This is a genomic window from Paraburkholderia sp. BR14312, assembly GCF_040948675.1.
GTDB lineage: Bacteria > Pseudomonadota > Gammaproteobacteria > Burkholderiales > Burkholderiaceae > Paraburkholderia > Paraburkholderia nodosa_A.
Window position 1 is genome coordinate 46,021 of the sequence record NZ_JBFPKI010000009.1, and the last position, 18,216, is coordinate 64,236.

Genomic DNA, 18,216 nt, shown 5'->3' on the forward strand with positions numbered 1-18,216 from the left:
TCTAAGTGGAACGACAGAGAAGGGTCGAACCGAGCCTTAACCTGGCAATCTGCGAAGCGCTTTTTCGCGGACGGAACGCGCCGCCGTGCTGCATGTCCCACCGATCACTCACACGATCCACTCCCCATCACGCACGACGACACATCCATTCGCGACAACCAGCTTGCGCTTGGGCCGCGCGACGACGGCCTGCGCGACGCTCTCCGCCTCGACGACCACGAGGTCCGCACGCGCCCCAACCTGCAGACCGTAGTCGGCGAAACCGCAGCCACGCGCGGCGGCATCGCTCACGCAGTCGAATGCGACAGCGATATCGTCGTCGCGCCGCAAGTCGTAGCGCAAGCCGATCAACATGGCACGCTCGAGCATGTCGGGCACGCCATACGGCGACCACGTGTCGCGAATGCCGTCGTTGCCGCCAAACACCGTCACGCCCCTGTCGCGGCAGACCTTGAGCGGCGGAACCGGGCACGAAGGCGGCGCGCTCGTCAGCAGCGCCACGCGCAGTTGCGCAATCCGGTCGATCAATGCGTCGCGCACACGCTCCGGCAACGCGCCCAGACAAAACGCGTGACTCACGACCACCTGGCCTTGCATGCCGAGCGCCTGCACGCGATCGAGCAGCAGTTTCAGCGTGAACGCCCCGACCTCGCCGGGTTCGTGCAGATGAATATCGATCGGCTTGCGATGGCGCTCCGCCAGTGCGAACGTGGCATCGAGCGAGGCCACGGGATCGCCGTCGATCAGCGCCGGGTCGAGCGCGCCGAGCACGTCGGCGCCGGCCGCCAGTGCGCTGTCGAGCAGTTCGACCGTACCGGGCCGGATCAGCATGCCCGACTGCGGAAACGCGACGATCTGCAGGTCGAGGACATCGCGCAGCGTCTGCCGCGTGGCGAGCACGCCTTCGAGGTAGCGCAACCGCGCGTCGGTGTCGATGTCGACATGGGTTCGCAGGCGCGTCGTACCGGCCTGCACGAATGCACGCGCCAGCGCGAGCGACTGGGCGGCGGCATCGTGGCCCGAGGTCCTGCGCCATTCGCGCTCGTTGGCGATGCGGTCGGTGAGCAGCGGCCCTACCTCGTTGCGATACCACGGGCGGCCCCAGTTGCTCTTGTCGAGGTGCGTGTGGCCTTCGACGAATCCGGGCAGCAGCAGCCCTGCGCCGCCGTCGACGACTGGTACGCCCGGCTGTGCCGCGACGTGGGGTCCGATTGCCTCGATGCGGCCATCGGCGAGCGCGACGCCAACGCGCTGGCCGTCGGCCAGCCTGACGTTGGAGAGATGAAGCGCGGAAGTCGTGAATGTCATGCCGATTCTCCGTGAAACATCGCAGGATCTTATCGATTCGGCCGGATATTCGAAGATTAGATGTTCTACTACCTCTGCCCGCAAAAAAAACGGCGGCGCCGGTTGTCGACCCGGCACCGCCGAACATACTGCTTTCGGAGCGTGAAGACTTAGAAGCGGTGAATGATACCGATCGCGCCCGCCACCTGGCTGCGCGACGAGGACGGCGCGCTGTTCTGGCCATCGCCGATGTCGGCAGTCGCGTTGATGATGTTGCCCGCGCCGTTCGTGCCAAGCGTCTGACCGCCTGCGCGCTGGTACGCCTCGACGAAGTACAGACCCGTGCGCTTCGACAGCGTGTAGTACTGCGACAGGTTGTACTGTGCGTACGAAGCCGAGCTCTGGATGCCGTTGGCCTTGGTCGCGCGCGTGTAGGAGAACCCAGCCGCGAGGTCGAGCACGGTGATCGGCTTGTAGTGCAGCACGACGCCGCCCGTGTTCCAGATCTGCGTGTCGTGGAAGGACGAACCCGTGCCCGGAATGTACTGGACGTTCGAGTAAGCCACCGAAATGTCCCACTGCGAGGTGAACTGGTAGCCAGCTGTCACAGCCAGGCGCTGCTGCGACTGTGTCGTCTGGAAGCCGTTCGTGAGAGCCGACACGCCCGGCTCGCCATTGCTGTAAGCCGTCGAGTTCGCGCTCCATGCGCCGCCGTTAGGCGTCGCGTTGTGCAGGCGCTCGAAGCCTACGGCGATGCCAGCCGGACCGTGCAGGTATTGCGCGGCAAGGCTCCACGTCTGGCCTGCGCCGGTGCTGCCCGCCACGCCGCCCAGTGCATACATGCCGCTCACGGTCAGGCCCGCGATGTTCGGCGACGTATAGACCAGCGCGTTGTTGATGCGATAGATCGTGTCCATCGAGTCGATGTCGCCCGGGTGCGCGCCGTATGCGCCGGTCAGCCACGTGGTCGGGCTGTACGGCGAAAGCAGCGTGTAGTACGGGGCGTACTGGCGGCCGGCCGTCAGCGTGCCGTAGTTCGCGTTCGTGACACCCACGAACGCCTGGCGGCTGAACATCAGGTTCGTGGTTTGCTGTGCGCCCGTTGCCGAATTGAAGCCTTCTTCAAGGGTGAAGATCGCGCGCGTGCCGCCGCCCAGATCTTCGCCGCCCTTCAAGCCGAAGCGCGAACCGGCCCAGATGCCCTGCGCCATCTTGACGAGCGAACGTCCGCCAGAAGTCTTGCCCAGCGAGGTGGAGCTGCTTTGATAACCAATACCGTTATCGACGATACCGTACAGCGTGACGCTGCTTTGCGCGTGAGCGCCCAGCGCGGCGAGTCCAAGCGCGGAAGCGAGGATAGTCTTTTTCATCAGTCGTCCTATCTTTAGTCGTTGTGGTTTGATACTCGTTAAAACCCTGGTTGCTACATTGCCTCCTGTCCGGCAAGGAGCGCATCACCCCTGAAGCGCTCCCGGCCGAATTCGTCTCCTTAGTGAATCTCGGGTTCGCCGCCGGCGCTGGCGCACGAGCCGCCCACGCCGTCACGCTGCATGAAGTCGAACTCGCAGCCGTTGTTGGCCTGCATGACGTGCATCTGGTACATCGCGCCATATCCGCGCCTGAAGCGCAGTTCCGGTGCGACCCACGCGGCCTTGCGGCGCGCCATTTCCTCGTCCGAAATCAGCACGTTCAGGCGGCGCTCCGGCACGTTCAGCTCGATCAGGTCGCCGTCCTGCACGAGGGCGAGCGGACCGCCGATGAACGATTCCGGCGCCACGTGCAAAACGCATGCGCCGTAGCTCGTGCCGCTCATGCGCGCGTCGGAAATACGCAACATGTCGCGCACGCCCTTCTGCAGAATCTTTTGCGGAATCGGCAGCTGGCCCCACTCCGGCATGCCCGGCGCGCCGACAGGACCCGCGTGCTGGAGCACGATCACGCTGTTCTCGTCGCAGTCGAGCTCTTCACTGTCGATGCGCGCAGCCATGTCGTTGTAATCCTTGAACACTACGGCCTTGCCCGTGTGCACGTGCAGGCGCTTTTCCGCCGCACCGGGCTTGATGACGGCGCCGTCCGGTGCGAGATTGCCGCGCAGCACGGCGAGGCCCGTATCCGGCATGAGCGGCTTCGCGCGGCGATAGATTACCTCTTCGCTGTAGATTTGCGCGTCGGCGATGTTTTCGCCGAGCGTCTTGCCGTTCACGGTCATCTGCGTGCCGTCGATCAGCTCGCCGAGTTCCTTGAGCATCGCGCGCAGGCCGCCGGCGTAGTAGAAGTCCTCCATGAGGTACTTGCCGGTCGGGCGGATGTTCGCGAGCACCGGCGTGCGGCGCGCGATTTCATCGTACTGCGCGAGCGTGAGATCGACACCGGCGCGGCGCGCAAGCGCGATCATGTGGACGATCGCGTTGGTCGAGCCCGAAAGCGCGAGACACGTGGTCACGGCGTTGTCGACCGACTTGCGCGTGATGATGTCCGACGGCTTCAGGTCTTCCCACACCATCTCGACGATGCGCATGCCCGTCTTCGCCGACATCTGCGCGTGGCGCGAGTCCGGCGCGGGAATGGAGGCGAAGCCCGGCAGCGTGAAGCCCAAGGCTTCCGCGGCGCTCGTCATCGTCGATGCCGTGCCCATCGTCATGCAGTGGCCCGGCGAGCGTGCAATGCCGCCTTCCACGCCCTTCCAGTCCTCTTCGGTGATCTTGCCCGCGCGCAGGTCGGCCCAGTACTTCCAGGTGTCCGAACCCGAACCGAGCGTCACGCCGTTCCAGTTGCCGTTGAGCATCGGACCCGCGGGCAGGAAGATCGTGGGCAGATCCATCGAGATCGCGCCCATCAGCAGCGCGGGCGTGGTCTTGTCGCAGCCGCCCATCAGCACGACGCCGTCGGCCGGGTACGAACGGATCGTCTCTTCCGCCTCCATGGCGAGGAAGTTGCGATAGAGCATCGTGGTGGGCTTCTGGAACGGCTCGGAAAGCGTCTGCACCGGCAGTTCGATCGGGAAACCACCCGCCTGCCAGATGCCGCGCTTGACCTCTTCCACGCGCTGCTTGAAGTGCGTATGGCAAGGGTTGATCTCGCTCCACGTATTGAGGATGGCGATCACCGGTTTGCCCGCGTACTCCTCGCGGCTGTAGCCCATCTGCGCGGTGCGCGAGCGATGGCCGAACGACCGCAGGTCGTTCACGCCATACCAGCGGTGGCTGCGCAGTTCTTCGGGGGTCTTTCGCTTCTTGCTCATCTTGCGTTGCTCCAGGTGTTTCCAGTAAAGCCGCCGGCCCTAGCGCTGCTCCTTCACGCGCGACACGAGCTGTGTCGGGCTGACGAACTGCAGTGCCACCAGCACCCACGCGAGCGTGATGGCCATGTAGATCATGGCCATCGCGTCGATGGATTGCGGCGCACGCACGCCCGTCGAGAAGACGGCGTAGTACAGCGCAACCACCAGCGTCTGCGTGTCGGGCCCGGCGGTAAAGAAAGTGAGTTCGAACATGCCGATCGTGCGCACCAGCACGAGCAGCCCGGCCGCCAGCATCCCCGGCACGAGGAGCGGCAGCAATACATAACGGAAATAGCGGAACGTGTTCGCGCCGAAAATGCGCGCGGCCGACTCGAGGTTCGGATCGATCTGCTCGATGAACGGCGTCATCACGAGGATCACGAACGGCAGCGCGGGCACCAGGTTCGCGAGGATCACGCCGGGCAACGTGCCCGCGAGGCCGATCTGGTACATGGCGGTCGCCATCGGAATACCGTACGTGACGGGCGGCACCATGAGCGGCAGCAGGAACACGAGCATGGCAATGCGCTTGCCTGGGAACTGCGCGCGCGCTAGAGCGTAGGCCGCGGGCACGCCCAGCGCGATGGAGAGCAGCACGACCGAGCCGACCACTTCGAACGTCACCCACAGCACGCTCGAAAGCTGGAAGTCGCGCCACGCCTGCGCATACCAGTGCACCGTGAAGCCTTGCGGCAGCGGCGTGCCGAACCAGCGCGTGGCGATCGAGTTCACGCCCACCGTGGCGATCAGCAGCACAACATTGAGCAGGAAGAACACCACGCCGCCCCAGACGAACACTTTCCAGAGCACGTCGGGCAGGCGCGAAGCGGGCCTGGCCTGCTCGACGTTAGCGGCGGGAGCGCTGCGCTCCTCGCCCGCCTGCGCACCCGTGCCGAGGCCGGCCGCGTTACGTTGATGGGCGCTCATCAGCCTTTCCCCCCGCTCACCGGGCCCGAGTAGAAGAAGCGCTTGGCGCTCAACATCGCGGCCACGACGATCAACTGCACGAAGCCCATCACGATGGCGATGGTCGAGGCGAGCGAGTAGTCATAGCTCTCGAACGCCGCCTCCGCTGCCGCAATGGAGATCACGCGCGTGGGACCCGCGGGCGCACCGAGCAGCACCGCCGAAGGAAACACCGAATACGCCTGCACGAACGACAGGCACGCGGCCATCGTGAGACCGGGCGCGAGCAGCGGCAAATAGATTTGCCGGAACTGCTGCCACGGGCCTGCGCCAAGCGTGGCCGCCGCCCGCGCGAGCGTCGGGTCGATGCCGGTGACGTACGAGAGCGTGAGCAGAAACGCGAACGGGAAACCCGAAACGATCAGCGAAATCAGCACGCCCCAATAGTTGTGCGTGAGCCGGATCTCTTCGTTCGTATACAGATGCAGTGCGTGCAGCGCCTGCGGGAACCAGCCGTTCGGGCCGAAGTAGCTGAGCATGCCGTCGGCGATCAGCACAGTGCCGAGCGTGACGGGAATCACGAGCAGCGTGGTCACGAGCTTCTGGTACGGCGACTTGCGGCGCAGCGCGAAGGCCACCGGCAGGGAGAGCCCGACATTGATGATCGTCGCGGGCACCGCCAGCTTGAGCGTGACGAACACCGTGGGCCAGAGTGAAAGGTCGTGAACGAACTGCAGGTAATTCGCGAACATGCCCCCGCCGTTCATCGGCCTGAACGACAGGACGAGACCGTAGGCGAACGGATAGAGGAACATCGCGATGATGAAGCCGAGCGCGGGCGTGATGAGCCAGCCGCGAGAATCGCGCGGCGCCTTGACCAGCGACGGAAGGAGCGTGCTCATGACGCACGCTCCGCGTAGGCCAGCACGTGCGAAGGCGCGACGCGCAGCGTGGCGCGCTCGCCCGCTTCGAATTCGCCTTCCACGCGCGCCCACAGCTTGCCGAACGGCGCGTTGGCGAGCAGCAGCGAATCGCGGCCGCCGTATTCGACCATTTCCACTTCGACGTCGAAGGCGTTCGCATCGCCCGCGTTGGCGCGCTCGAAATCCTCGGGGCGCATGGCCACGGAAATTTCGCCGCCGTTCAGCTCGCCCATCGGCACGCCTGTGAGCGTGATGCCCGAAGACGACATCGCAACATGCGCGCCCTGCTCGCCCGTCATGGCGAACGGCAGCACATTGCGAAAGCCCATGAAGCGCGCAACGTGCAGATTCGAGGGGCGGCTATACACTTCCTTCGGCGTCGCGACCTGCTGCACGACGCCCTCTTTCATCACGACGATGCGGTCCGCCATCGAAAGCGCTTCGTCCTGATCGTGGGTCACGTAAATCGTGGCGCGTTCGAGCTGCCCGTGAATGCGGCGGATTTCCGCGCGCATTTCGATGCGCAGCTTGGTGTCGAGGTTAGAGAGCGGCTCGTCCATCAGCACGAGCGGCGGCTCGATGACGATGGCGCGGGCAATCGCCACGCGCTGCTGCTGGCCGCCCGAAAGCTGGCCCGGCAGCTTGTTTTCATGGCCGACGAGCTGCACGAGCTGCAGCGCCTCGCGCGCGCGGCGCTTCGCCTCTTCGCGCGGCACGCCCTGCATTTTCAGGCCGAAGCCGACGTTTTCCAGCACCGTCATGTGCGGGAACAACGCGTAATTCTGGAACACCATGCCGAAGCCGCGTTTCTCGGGCGGCAACACGTCGATGCGCTGGTCGTCAAGCCAGATGCTGCCGCTCGTGAGCGGCTGCAGACCGGCGATGCAATTGAGCGCCGTGGATTTGCCGCAGCCCGACGGCCCTAACAGCGCGATGAATTCGCCGCGGCGAATGTCGAGGTCGAGACCGCGCAGCGCGGCGAGCTGCGTCCCCTCTGCGCTAGTGAAGCTACGACACACCGAGTCGAGGCGCAGGCGATCGAAAGAATGCTTCATGACACGTTCCTGATCAACAAGATCAACTACGTACGAATGGAACGCGGACGGCACTCAACCCGAACGAGCGACTCGAATACCGTCCGTCCATTGCTGATTCTTCCTCTCGTTACTGCGACTTCTGCGAACCGACTTCGCGGTCCCATTTCTGGAACGCCGCGACCATCGCCTGCGCCGAAAGCGGCTGGACATGCGGATAGGCCGTGAGCCACTTCGCGTACTCGGGGCGGCCGTATTTCGCGATCACGTCCTGGCTTTCCTTCGGCGCCATCTGCAGCGTGACGTCCTTCACTGCCGGGCCCGGATAGAAGTAGCCGTCGTCATACGTCATGGCCTGCTGCTGCGGCTCGAGCATGAAGTTCATGAGCTTCAGCAGCACCGCGAGCTTCTCTTTCGAAACGCCCTTCGGCACGACCATATAGTGGGCGTCGTTCACCCACGTCATGTTGTTGAACGCTTGCACCTTGAAGTCCGCCGGCACGATGCCGAGCGCGCGCGGGTTGATGTCCCAGCCCGTCACCGTCACGGTCATGTCGCGCGTGCCTTCGCCCAATTCCTTCATCACCGCCGAGGTGCCGCCCGGGTAGTACGGCACGCACGAGTTCAGCTCCTTCAGGAACGCCCAGGTCTTGTCCCAGCCGTTGATCGGGTCTTGCGGGTTCTTGTCGCCGAGCAGGTAAGGCAGGCCCATCAGGAACGTGCGGCCCGGCCCCGAGTTGGCCGGACGCGCATAGATCAGCTTGCCGGGGTTCGCCTTGCACCACGTCAGCAGTTCCTGCGGCGTTTGCGGCGGCCTGGCGACCTTGGCCGGGTTGTATTCGATCAGCGGACCGGCCGGCATGTACGCCACTTCGAGGCCATAGCCTTGCGCCAGGTCCTGCATCTTGCGCGCGCCCGGCGCGTACTTGTCGAGCACGCCCGGCAGCGCGGCCTGCTGGTCGGGCAGCAGCTTCATCCAGAGATTCTGTTCGATGCCGGCGGCGAGCGCGTCGGTCCCCGTCAGCACGAGATCGATGTCGGCGCGACCGGCGGCCTGCATGGCCTTGATCTTGCCAGGCAACTGCGGTGCGGGCGCGTTGGTGTAAGTGATGTTGGAGACGAGATTCGGGTTTTTCGCCTTGAACGCTTCGAAAGCCTTCTGCGTGAGCTGCAGGTTACCGGCCACGTCGACTATGTTCAGCGAAACGGGATCGGCCTTTGCCGCGCTCATGCCGAGCGCCGCGGCGGCCGCCACACACACGGCCAGCACCCTGGCCTTCAAACGTCCATCGAACATCGCATCTCCTCACATCTCTGTTTATGGAATTTGTTCTACGCGACCCGTCGATTCTTCTATTTTCAAAGCCGGACACAGGATGCCGAACCACGCATCAAGTTGTCAAGCAACGTCAGGCTCTTTGTGAGACTACTGTGAGCCTCTTGTCGGGCTCCTTTTGGAGAAAGCGCCTGCAAGGCTTCTGCAGGCGCTTTTCTGACCGCTTTCGCGGGATTACTGCTTCACCAGCTCGCCGTCGCGCAAACGCCACAGCGCGAGCGGATTGTCGTTCTGCAGTGTGACCGGCAGCAGTTCGGCCGGCACGTCCTGGTAGCAGACCGGACGCAGGAAGCGCTCGATCGCCATCGCGCCCACCGAAGTCGAGCGCGCGTCCGAAGTGGCCGGGAACGGGCCGCCGTGAACCATCGCATACGAGACTTCGACACCCGTCGGGAAGCCGTTGGCGAGAATGCGGCCGGCCTTGCGCTCGAGAATCGGCAAGAGGCGCGCGGCCATCGCGTAGTCGTCGCGGTCAATGTGCAGCGTCGCCGTGAGCTGGCCTTCGAGGTGCTCCGCCACGCGCGCGAGTTCCGCTTCGTCGCGGCACGCCACGACGACCGAGGTCGGCCCGAAGATCTCGTCCGACAACGCGTGCTGGGCGAGGAACTGCTCGGCGCTCGCCTTGAAGAGGACCGGCAGCGCGTCGCAATGCGCTTCTGTCTTCGTGCCTTCGGCGAGATTCTCGATGCCCGGCAGCTGCTTGCGCGCCGCAATCGCTTCACCATACGTCGAGGCGATGCCGGGAGTCAGCATGCTTTGCGAGGGCTTCTGCGTGAGCGCGGCGCTTGCCGCCTTCACGAAGCGGTCGAGTTCCGCCGAGTCGATCGCGAATACGAGGCCCGGGTTCGTGCAGAACTGGCCCACGCCCAGCGTGAGCGAATCGACAAAGCCTTCCGCGAGCGCATCGCCGCGGGCGGCCAGCGCCGCGGGCAGCACGAACATCGGGTTGATGCTGCTCATTTCGGCGTAGACCGGAATCGGCTCGGGACGCGCGGCCGCGATGTGCGAAAGCGCGAGACCGCCGCGGCGCGAGCCCGTGAAGCCCACGGCCTTGATAGCCGCGTGCGCCACGAGCGTTTCGCCCGCTTCGTTGCCGCCGCCGAACACGAGCGAGAACACGCCTTCGGGCAGGCCGACGTCAGCCACGGCCTGCTGGATCGCGCGGCCCACGAGTTCCGAGGTGCCCGGATGCGCGAGGTGCGCCTTCACGACGACCGGGCAGCCGGCAGCCAGCGCCGAAGCCGTGTCGCCGCCCGCCACCGAAAACGCCAGCGGGAAGTTGCTCGCGCCGAACACGGCCACCGGGCCGAGCGGGATGCGATGCGCGCGCAGGTCCGAGCGCGGCAGCGGCTTGCGCTCGGGCAGCGCCGAGTCGAGCACGGCGCCGCACCAGCGGCCGTCGCGCACGAGCGACGCGAAAAGGCGCAGCTGCCCGACCGTGCGGCCGCGCTCGCCTTCGAGGCGCGCCTTGGGCAGCGCCGATTCGAGATGCGCGCGCTCGATCAGCGCGTCGCCGGTGCCGAGGATGCGCTCGGCGATCGCTTCGAGCAGGCGCGCACGCGTTTCGTGCGGCGCGGCGCGGAAGGCGTCGAACGCTTGCGCCGCGAGTTCACAGGCGCGCGCGACTTCGGCCTTGCCGCCGAGGCCGAACGACGGCTCGATCTCCTGGCCGAGCGCGGGCGCGAAGGCGCGCATCTCGCCCGCCTCGCCTCGCACCGCTTGCGCGCCCAACAACATGGCTCCAGTAATCTGCATGTTCGCTCCGTTCAAATGCTATCTGCCATTTATGCGCTGGCGGTCTGGGCCGTTGCGGCCAGCTTCTGCTCGAACGCGAGCAGCGCCCTGGCCGCGTCGCCGATCGCCGGCAGCGCCTCAGCGGGCGACTGCGAGAGCAGCGGCAGGATCGGACCCATGTCGGCAATGCCCGAGAGCGTCACGGCGTCATGCAGCACGCGGATGAGCGAGATGTTGTCGCGCAGCGTTTCGAGCGGCATGAAGGCATCGTAGAGGCGCTGGGCTTCTTCTGCACGGCCTTCCTTCGCGGCCTTCAGGAGCGCCATGATGGCGCTCGAAGCGATACAGCCCGAGCCCGTGGTCCAGGCAGCCAGACCGAAGTCGCGCACGTGGACCAGCGCCGGACGCTCACCCATTCCCGAGACGACCTTCGAGGCCGGCACGCTTTCCAGCAGGCGGCGCAGATACGGATCGTTCGCCGGGTCCTTGCGCACGATGGCGTACTTCACCGCAATGAGCGTGCCGCGGTCGATCAGGCGCACGAGCGTGTCGACGTCGACGTAGTCTTCGCTCTTGATATAGAGCGTGAGCGGAATACCGGCGGTGTCGGCGATACGCGCGAGACCGGCTTCGACGCCTGCGGGCGTGGTGAAGCCGGAGAGCGGCAGCACCATGGCCGTCTTGTATTGCGTTTGCGCGAGGATGCGCGCCTGGTCGAGCATCTTGCCGTAGTCGGGGCCGATGGCCGGAATCACGCGCGTTTCGGGCGCGGTGAGGCCGGCGAGCATGTCAAGCAACTCGCGGAATTCGCTCACGGCGACGTGGTACAGATTCGCATTGCCGCCGTACAGCAGCGTGCGAATACCGCCCGCTTCCATATGGCGGATCAGCTTGCGGTTCTGTTCGACGTCGAGGGAGAAGTCGGGGCGGCGTGCGAGCGGCGGCACTGCCATCACAGTCGAGGCGAATTCGCTCTCGACAATCGGGGACACGTTCATGAGGCCTCGTGCTGGGATGGTGGGTTGTCAATACCGGGCACAGTAGCACTGGCCCACCGTAGTTGTCAAACAACTTGTTGCATTTGTTGGGGTTTGTTCGGAGGGTATGACAACCGTGGTCCGCTCGCCCTTGCGCGGTCGGTACCGGCCCCGTAAAGGTATATTGTAGAATTGCGCTCCAATCGTGGAACCGGTTCCATTTACCATCTCCGTTCCGTGGCCGCCGCGGCGGATGTCACGCGCAACAACTCAGGATGGCTACGCGGACACGGTCGAACCACACCGCGCCGAACTCATACAGAATCCCACCATGTCTGACTCTCCTCTCACGACACGCCGCGGCTTCCTGCGCACGGCAGCGGTGCTCGTGCCCGCCAGCGCACTGGCGGGCTGCGAGGGCGGCAAGCAGCCGTCGAGCGAAACCGCCGCGGCGGGCAGCGCCGCCTCTGCGCCCAACGTCAGGCCAGAAGCCGGTCAGGCCGTCGCCTACAAGCCGCGCTTCTTCGACGCGCGCGAGTGGGCCTTTGTCGAAGCCGCCACCGACCGTCTGATTCCCGCCGACGCCGAAGGCCCCGGCGCGCTGCAAGCCGGCGTGCCCGAATTCATCGACCGGCAGATGGATACGCCCTACGCGCACGGCGCGCTCTGGTACATGCAGGGACCGTTCCAGCAAGGTGTGCCCGAACTCGGCTACCAGCTGAAGCTCGTGCCGCGCGACATCTACCGGCTCGGCATCCAGGCCGTGAACGCGTACTGCGCGAAGGCCTACGGCAAGGACTTCGACGCGCTCGACGCGAGCACGCGCGACAGCGTGCTCAGCGCGCTCGAAGCGGGCAAGGTCGAGCTGGATGGCGTGCCGGCCTCCGTGTTCTTCGGGCAGCTGCTGCAGAACACGCGCGAAGGCTACTTCTGCGACCCGATCCACGGCGGCAACCGCAACATGGCTGCGTGGAAGATGATCGGCTTTCCTGGCGCACGCGCCGACTTCATGGATTTCGTGAACCAGAACGGCAAGCCCTATCCGTACGGCCCGGTCTCGATCAACGGGGAGCGTACCTGAATGGCGATCAAAAAACCTCATGTCGATGCCGTCGTGGTCGGCTTCGGCTGGACCGGCGCGATCCTCTCGAAGGAACTGACCGAAGCCGGTCTGAAAGTGGTGGCGCTCGAGCGCGGCGAGTATCGCGACACCTACCCGGACGGCGCGTACCCCAACACCATCGACGAGCTCACGTACAACATCCGCAAGAAGCTCTTTCTCGACCTGTCGAAGACCACGGTTTCGATCCGCCACGGCGTGAACGACACGGCCCTGCCCTACCGCCAGCTCGCCGCGTTTCTGCCAGGCGAAGGCGTGGGCGGCGCGGGCCTGCACTGGTCGGGCGTGCATTTCCGCATCACGCCCGAAGAGCTGCGCCTGAAGAGCCATTACGAAGAGCGTTATGGCAAGAAGTTCATCCCCGAAGGCATGACGATCCAGGACTACGGCGTCACCTACGACGAACTGGAGCCGCACTTCGACTTCGCGGAAAAGGTGTTCGGCACTTCGGGCCAGGCGTACAAGGTGAAGGGCAACGTGGTCGGCGACGGCAATGTGTTCGAAGCCGCGCGCAGCGACAATTTCCCGTTGCCCGCGCAACTGAATACCTATTCGGCGCAGCGTTTCTTCGATGCGTCGAAGTCGCTCGGCCTGCATCCCTACCGCCTGCCTTCGGCGAACACGTCGGGGCCGTACACGAATCCCTATGGCGTGCAGATGGGCCCGTGCAACTTCTGCGGTTTCTGCAGCGGCTACGCGTGCTACATGTACTCGAAGGCTTCGCCGAACCTCAACATCCTGCCCGCGCTCAAGCAGGAAAAGCACTTCGAACTGCGCTCGAAATGCCACGTGCTGCGCGTCGAACTCGACGACACGAGAAAGCGCGCCACGGGCGTGACGTATATCGATCCGGCGGGCCAGGAAGTGTTCCAGCCTGCCGACCTCGTGATCGTCTCGGCGTTCCAGTATCACAACGTGCACCTGCTGCTGCTCTCGGGCATCGGCAAGCCCTATGACCCGGTGTCGGGCGAAGGCGTAGTGGGCCGCAACTTCGCGTACCAGAACCTCTCGACCATCACGGCGTTCTTCGACAAGGACACGTGGACGAACCCGTTCATCGGTGCGGGCGGCAACGGCGTGGCCGTGGACGACTTCAACGCCGACAACTTCGACCACGGCCCGCCCGGCTTCGTGGGCGGCTCGCCGCTCTGGGTGAACCAGGCGGGCGTGAAGCCGATCAGCGGCATCGCCACGCCCGCGGGCACGCCGAACTGGGGCGCAGGCTGGAAGAAGGCCGTGAAGGACCACTACGCGCACACCATTTCGATGGACGCGCACGGCTCCAACATGTCGTACCGCGACGTGTACCTCGACCTCGATCCGACCTATCGCGATTCGTACGGCCAGCCACTTCTGCGCATGACCTTCGACTGGAAGGACAACGACATCAAGATGGCGCGGTACGTGACGGGCCAGATGCAGAAGATTGCCGAGGCGATGGGCCCGAAGGCCATCAACGTCTACACGCGCGAGTTCGGCGCGCACTTCGACTCGCGCCGCTACCAGACCACTCACCTCGTGGGCGGGGCCGTGATGGGCACCGATCCGAACACCAGCGTCATCAACCGCTATCTGCAGAGCTGGGATGTGCCCAACGTGTTCGTGATGGGCGCCTCCGCGTTCCCGCAGGGGATCGGCTACAACCCGACCGGCCTCGTCGCCGCCCTCGCTTACTGGAGCGCGAAGGCCATTCGCAACCAGTATCTGAAGAACCCCGGTCCCCTGGTGAGCGTGTGAAGAGCCGCATGAAGAAGAACATTTTTTCCATCGGCGCGAACGTTGCACGCGCAACTTTCGCGTGTGTGGCGTTCATGGCATTTTCGGCGCACGCGGCTGAGCAACCGAACGCCGCGCTCGTCGCGCATGGCGAATACCTGGCACGCGCCGGCGACTGCATTGCCTGCCATACCACGCAGGGCGGCAAGCCCTTCGCGGGCGGCCTGAAGTTCGACACGCCGATCGGCGCGATCTACTCGACCAACATCACACCCGACGCGAATACGGGCATCGGCAAGTGGAGCTACGACGATTTCGCGAAAGCCGTGCGCCAGGGCGTGCGGCCGAACGGCGACACGCTTTACCCGGCGATGCCCTACCCGTCGTACGCACGCCTCTCCGACGACGACATGAAGGCGCTCTACGCGTACTTCATGCATGGCGTCGGGCCCGTGCAGGCGCAGAACCGCGCCGTGGACATTCCCTGGCCGCTCTCGATGCGCTGGCCGCTCGGCGCCTGGCGCGTGCTGTTCGCGCCGAAGGTGCAGGCGTTCGACGGCTCGCATTACAACGATGCGATCGTCGCGCGTGGCGCGTATCTCGTGCAGGGCCTCGGCCACTGCGGCGCGTGCCACACGCCGCGCGCACGCACGATGCAGGAGCTTGCGCTCACCGACCTCGAAGGCGACGACTTCCTCGCGGGCGGCGCCCCGATCGACGGCTGGGTCCCCTCCAGCCTGCGCGGCAACCCGCGCACGGGCCTCGGCAACTGGAGCGAGGACGACATCGTGCAGTTCCTCAAGTCGGGCCGCAATCTGCATACTGCGGCCTTCGGCGGCATGACCGACGTGGTTCAGCACAGCATGCAGCACATGAACGACGCGGACCTGCTCGCCATCGCGCGCTACCTCAAGACGCTGCCCTCCAGTGACCCGAAGGAAACCGCGTATGCCTACGATCCCGCCGCCGCGCACAAGCTGCAAAACGGCGACGCGAGCGCACGCGGCGCAGCGGTCTATCGCGACAACTGCATGGCCTGCCACCGCAGCGACGGACGCGGCTACACGCGCGTGTTCCCGGCGCTCGGCGGCAACCCGGTCGTGCAGGGCAAGGACCCCACTTCGCTGATTCACGTGCTGCTCGCAGGCAGCGCGCTCGAAGGCACGCAATCCGCGCCCTCGTCGTTCACGATGCCGTCGTTCGGCTGGCGTCTGTCCGACCAGGAAGTGGCCGACGTGTCCACCTTCGTGCGTGCGAGCTGGGGCAACACCGGCGCGCCAGTGAGCGCCGAAGACGTCGGGAGGGTCCGCAAGACCATCACCGTGAGCACGCCGGGGCTGCCGCCTGGCGCAACGCTCAAGCACTAACGCGCCCCGCGCAGCACTTTTCCCTCCCCGCGTTTCACACCTGCGGTCTCGTTCGCGAGACCGCACGTGTGTGCGCGCATAACCAGAAATCGCTCAACAGGCGATCTTTAGACGTTGATACAACAAATGATGAGAAAACACCTGCTCGCCGCACCAGTCCTGTTCTCGCTCGCCGGCATCGCATCGGCGCAAGGCTCGGTCACGCTGTATGGCATTGCCGACGCCGGCATCACGTATCGCAGCAACGAGCGCACCGGCACCACCGGCGCTTACACGGGCCATTCGAACGTGGGCCTCTCCACCGGCAACCTCTCGGGCAGCCGCTGGGGCATCAAGGGCAAGGAAGACCTGGGCAACGGGCTCGCGGCCATCTTCCTGCTCGAAGACGGCTTCGACATCACGAACGGCACCTCGGGCCAGAGCGGGCGCCTGTTCGGCCGTCAGGCCTTCGTGGGCCTCTCGGACCAGCGTTACGGCTCGCTCACCATGGGCCGCCAGTACACCTCGCTCGACGACTTCGTCGGGCCGGTCGCGCCCGTGAACTACATCGGCGGCTTCGGCGCGCATCCGGGCGACATCGACGACCTCGACCAGACCACGCGCGTCGACAACTCGATCAAGTACACGAGCGCGAACTACGGGGGCTTCACGTTCGGTGCGCTGTACGGTTTCGGCGGCCAGGCGGGCAGCATCAAGCGCAAGAACACCTGGAGCGTGGGCGCGGGCTACGCAAACGGCCCGCTGCGCATGGGCGTGGGTTATGAACGCTCGGACAACAGCAAGACCGGCCTTGACGATCCCACCTACGGCAAGTGGCAAGGCACGTACGACGGCACGTTCAACTCGTCGATCAACGAAGGCTATGCGAGCGCGCAATCGCAGCAGGTGGTGGCGGCGGGCGCAACGTGGGACTTCGGTCCCGCCGTGGTCGGCGTGAACTACAGCAACGTGCAATATCGCTCGGGCGCGAATTCGCTGTTTTCGGGAAATGCGATCTTCAATATCGCGGGCATTTTCACGCAGTGGAACGTGCAGCCGCGCACGCATCTGTTCGCGGGCTACAGCTATACGCGGGGCAGCGCCGTGGAAGGTGTGGATGAAGACGCGCAGTACCACAACGTTTCGGTGGGCGCGACCTATGATCTCTCGACGCGCTCGACGGTGTATCTACTCGCGGGCTACCAGCATGCAGGAGGCATGACGCTCGACGCAGCCGGCAATCCGGTCGCGGCAACCGCTTCGGTGTCCGACAAGGGCAACGGCCACTCGTCGGCCACGCGGTCGCAAGCCATCGTGAGCGTGGGCTTGCGTCAGAAGTTCTAATACTCCGAAGTTTCGTTGCTTGCGCAACGAAATTGCGGGTGCTCACGCCATGAGCGCCCGCTTGCCTTTGCCGGCCGCGCCGCCGCTCAGTGCAGCACCTCCGGCCGGTCCAGCAGGCCGTAGAACTCGTCGATCGTCACGGTCGGTGCGAACTGCGAGAGCGTGGCGACGATCACGTCGTCGGTAATCGCCGATCCTGCCGCCGATTCGAGCTGAACCCCGGCCGCGGCGGCCTGGCTCTCGGCCAGCTCGAGGGCGATCGACAGGATGAAGCGTGCGTCGGTTTGGGTGAGTAGGGCTTTCATGCCTGCTCTAACGGCGCGCGCACAGGGAATCTTTAGGGTTTTGTGGGGTTTCGTAAGGCTTCGTAATCGTTACGCGCAGCCCTATGTTCAACGCGTACGGGCCACGAACTGTCCGGGACTCGTGCCCGTCAATCGTCGGAACATTGCGATGAAAGCCGACGACGTGGCGTACCCCAGATCCAGCGCCACGGCCTCGACGCTGCGCCCGGCATGCAGCATCGGCAGCGCGTTGACGAGCCGGATGCGCTGGCGCCATTCCGTCAACGACATGCCGAGCTCGTTTTGCGCGCGGCGCATGAGCGTGCGCTCGCTCATGTGAAATGCATCGGCAAGCTCTGCAAGCGAGCGATTGTCGGCGGGATTCTGCCGTAGCACCTGGAGGATAGCGTTGAGATCGGCGTCGTCGGTATGCGGCACGAAGCTGCCCGTGGTCGCGCAGGTCGACAACTGATCCACGAGCACACGCAACAGACGCGCGCGCTGCGCTTCGCCCTCCTCCTCCGCTAGCGTCACACGCAGATGCTCGAGGATCGCGCGCACGAGCGGCGACACCATCACCGCGCAGCTCGTTGCCGGCATGCGCGTGCACAGGTCGCGGCTGATGTAGACCGAGCAATGCACGGTCTCCTGCTCGTTGAAGCCCACGTGCTCGGTGCCCGGTGCGATCCACAGCCCGAGATGCGGCGGCGTGATGTAGTGCTCGTCCCCCGCCTTCACCTCGGTCGTGCCGCTGAACGCATAAACGAACTCGCCCCACGGGTGGCACATCTGCGGATAGGTGGCATGCGAAGGCATGTGCTCCATGCGGAAGAACACGGGCGTGGGCAGCACGTCGGTGAAGGGCGGCAGGCGCAGGTAGCGCGCCGGGCGAGCACGGGCAGGTGTTTTGGGCATGGCGGTCTGGGGCT

General features: G+C 65.2%; 15 protein-coding genes. 4 read left to right on the plus strand and 11 right to left on the minus strand.

The features are described from left to right. Positions 1-108 precede the first annotated feature (108 nt). The 9 genes from AB3X98_RS24650 to AB3X98_RS24690 all read right to left on the minus strand — a co-directional run bounded on the left by AB3X98_RS24650 (position 109) and on the right by AB3X98_RS24690 (position 11,498). On the minus strand, positions 109-1,308 hold the full coding sequence (locus tag AB3X98_RS24650; RefSeq protein ID WP_368603048.1) for an amidohydrolase family protein: 1,200 nt from the start codon (positions 1,306-1,308) through the stop codon (positions 109-111). A gap of 149 nt (positions 1,309-1,457) precedes the next feature. Continuing rightward, positions 1,458-2,657: a porin gene (locus AB3X98_RS24655; RefSeq protein WP_069267329.1), complete on the minus strand. Its 1,200-nt coding sequence runs from the start codon at positions 2,655-2,657 to the stop codon at positions 1,458-1,460. A gap of 119 nt (positions 2,658-2,776) precedes the next feature. Beyond that, complete coding sequence (gene araD, locus AB3X98_RS24660; protein WP_368603047.1) at positions 2,777-4,528, minus strand: L-arabinonate dehydratase; 1,752 nt, start codon at positions 4,526-4,528, stop codon at positions 2,777-2,779. 39 nt (positions 4,529-4,567) lie between these two features. Next, the gene (locus tag AB3X98_RS24665; RefSeq protein ID WP_368603046.1) at positions 4,568-5,494 is read right to left on the minus strand and encodes an ABC transporter permease; all 927 of its coding nucleotides are present in this window, start codon (positions 5,492-5,494) and stop codon (positions 4,568-4,570) included. Next, entirely contained in the window at positions 5,494-6,375 is an 882-nt protein-coding gene (locus AB3X98_RS24670; RefSeq protein ID WP_368603045.1) for an ABC transporter permease, read from the minus strand. Before AB3X98_RS24670 ends, AB3X98_RS24665 begins: the two co-directional genes overlap by 1 nt. After that, the gene (locus AB3X98_RS24675) at positions 6,372-7,451 is read right to left on the minus strand and encodes an ABC transporter ATP-binding protein (RefSeq protein ID WP_069267326.1); all 1,080 of its coding nucleotides are present in this window, start codon (positions 7,449-7,451) and stop codon (positions 6,372-6,374) included. Before AB3X98_RS24675 ends, AB3X98_RS24670 begins: the two co-directional genes overlap by 4 nt. A 109-nt stretch (positions 7,452-7,560) precedes the next feature. Beyond that, entirely contained in the window at positions 7,561-8,661 is a 1,101-nt protein-coding gene (locus tag AB3X98_RS24680; protein WP_368603067.1) for an ABC transporter substrate-binding protein, read from the minus strand. A 279-nt stretch (positions 8,662-8,940) separates the two neighbouring features. Further along, positions 8,941-10,521, minus strand: coding sequence for an aldehyde dehydrogenase (NADP(+)) (locus AB3X98_RS24685; RefSeq protein WP_368603044.1), 1,581 nt, complete (start codon positions 10,519-10,521; stop codon positions 8,941-8,943). Between the two features lie 29 nt (positions 10,522-10,550). Beyond that, entirely contained in the window at positions 10,551-11,498 is a 948-nt protein-coding gene (locus AB3X98_RS24690; protein WP_368603043.1) for a dihydrodipicolinate synthase family protein, read from the minus strand. Between the two features lie 310 nt (positions 11,499-11,808). Here AB3X98_RS24690 and AB3X98_RS24695 point away from each other — a divergent pair, with 310 nt between their 5' ends. The 4 genes from AB3X98_RS24695 to AB3X98_RS24710 all read left to right on the plus strand — a co-directional run bounded on the left by AB3X98_RS24695 (position 11,809) and on the right by AB3X98_RS24710 (position 17,003). Next, entirely contained in the window at positions 11,809-12,558 is a 750-nt protein-coding gene (locus AB3X98_RS24695; protein ID WP_368603042.1) for a gluconate 2-dehydrogenase subunit 3 family protein, read from the plus strand. Further along, entirely contained in the window at positions 12,559-14,334 is a 1,776-nt protein-coding gene (locus AB3X98_RS24700; protein WP_368603041.1) for a GMC family oxidoreductase, read from the plus strand. A 74-nt stretch (positions 14,335-14,408) separates the two neighbouring features. Continuing rightward, positions 14,409-15,680 (plus strand): c-type cytochrome, encoded by a 1,272-nt coding sequence (locus AB3X98_RS24705; protein WP_368603066.1) that lies wholly within the window; start codon positions 14,409-14,411, stop codon positions 15,678-15,680. Between the two features lie 129 nt (positions 15,681-15,809). Then, a complete protein-coding gene (locus tag AB3X98_RS24710) occupies positions 15,810-17,003 on the plus strand; it encodes a porin (protein WP_368603065.1) in 1,194 nt (397 codons plus the stop codon). 86 nt (positions 17,004-17,089) lie between these two features. On the opposite strand, the gene AB3X98_RS24715 is transcribed toward AB3X98_RS24710, so the two are convergent. Together AB3X98_RS24715 and AB3X98_RS24720 are read right to left on the minus strand one after the other, a co-directional pair. Beyond that, positions 17,090-17,308 carry a hypothetical protein gene (locus AB3X98_RS24715; protein WP_028207581.1) on the minus strand — a complete coding sequence of 73 codons (219 nt, stop codon included), beginning with the start codon at positions 17,306-17,308 and terminating at the stop codon, positions 17,090-17,092. 87 nt (positions 17,309-17,395) lie between these two features. After that, positions 17,396-18,202: a helix-turn-helix domain-containing protein gene (locus tag AB3X98_RS24720; RefSeq protein WP_368603040.1), complete on the minus strand. Its 807-nt coding sequence runs from the start codon at positions 18,200-18,202 to the stop codon at positions 17,396-17,398. Between the last annotated feature and the right edge of the window lie 14 nt (positions 18,203-18,216).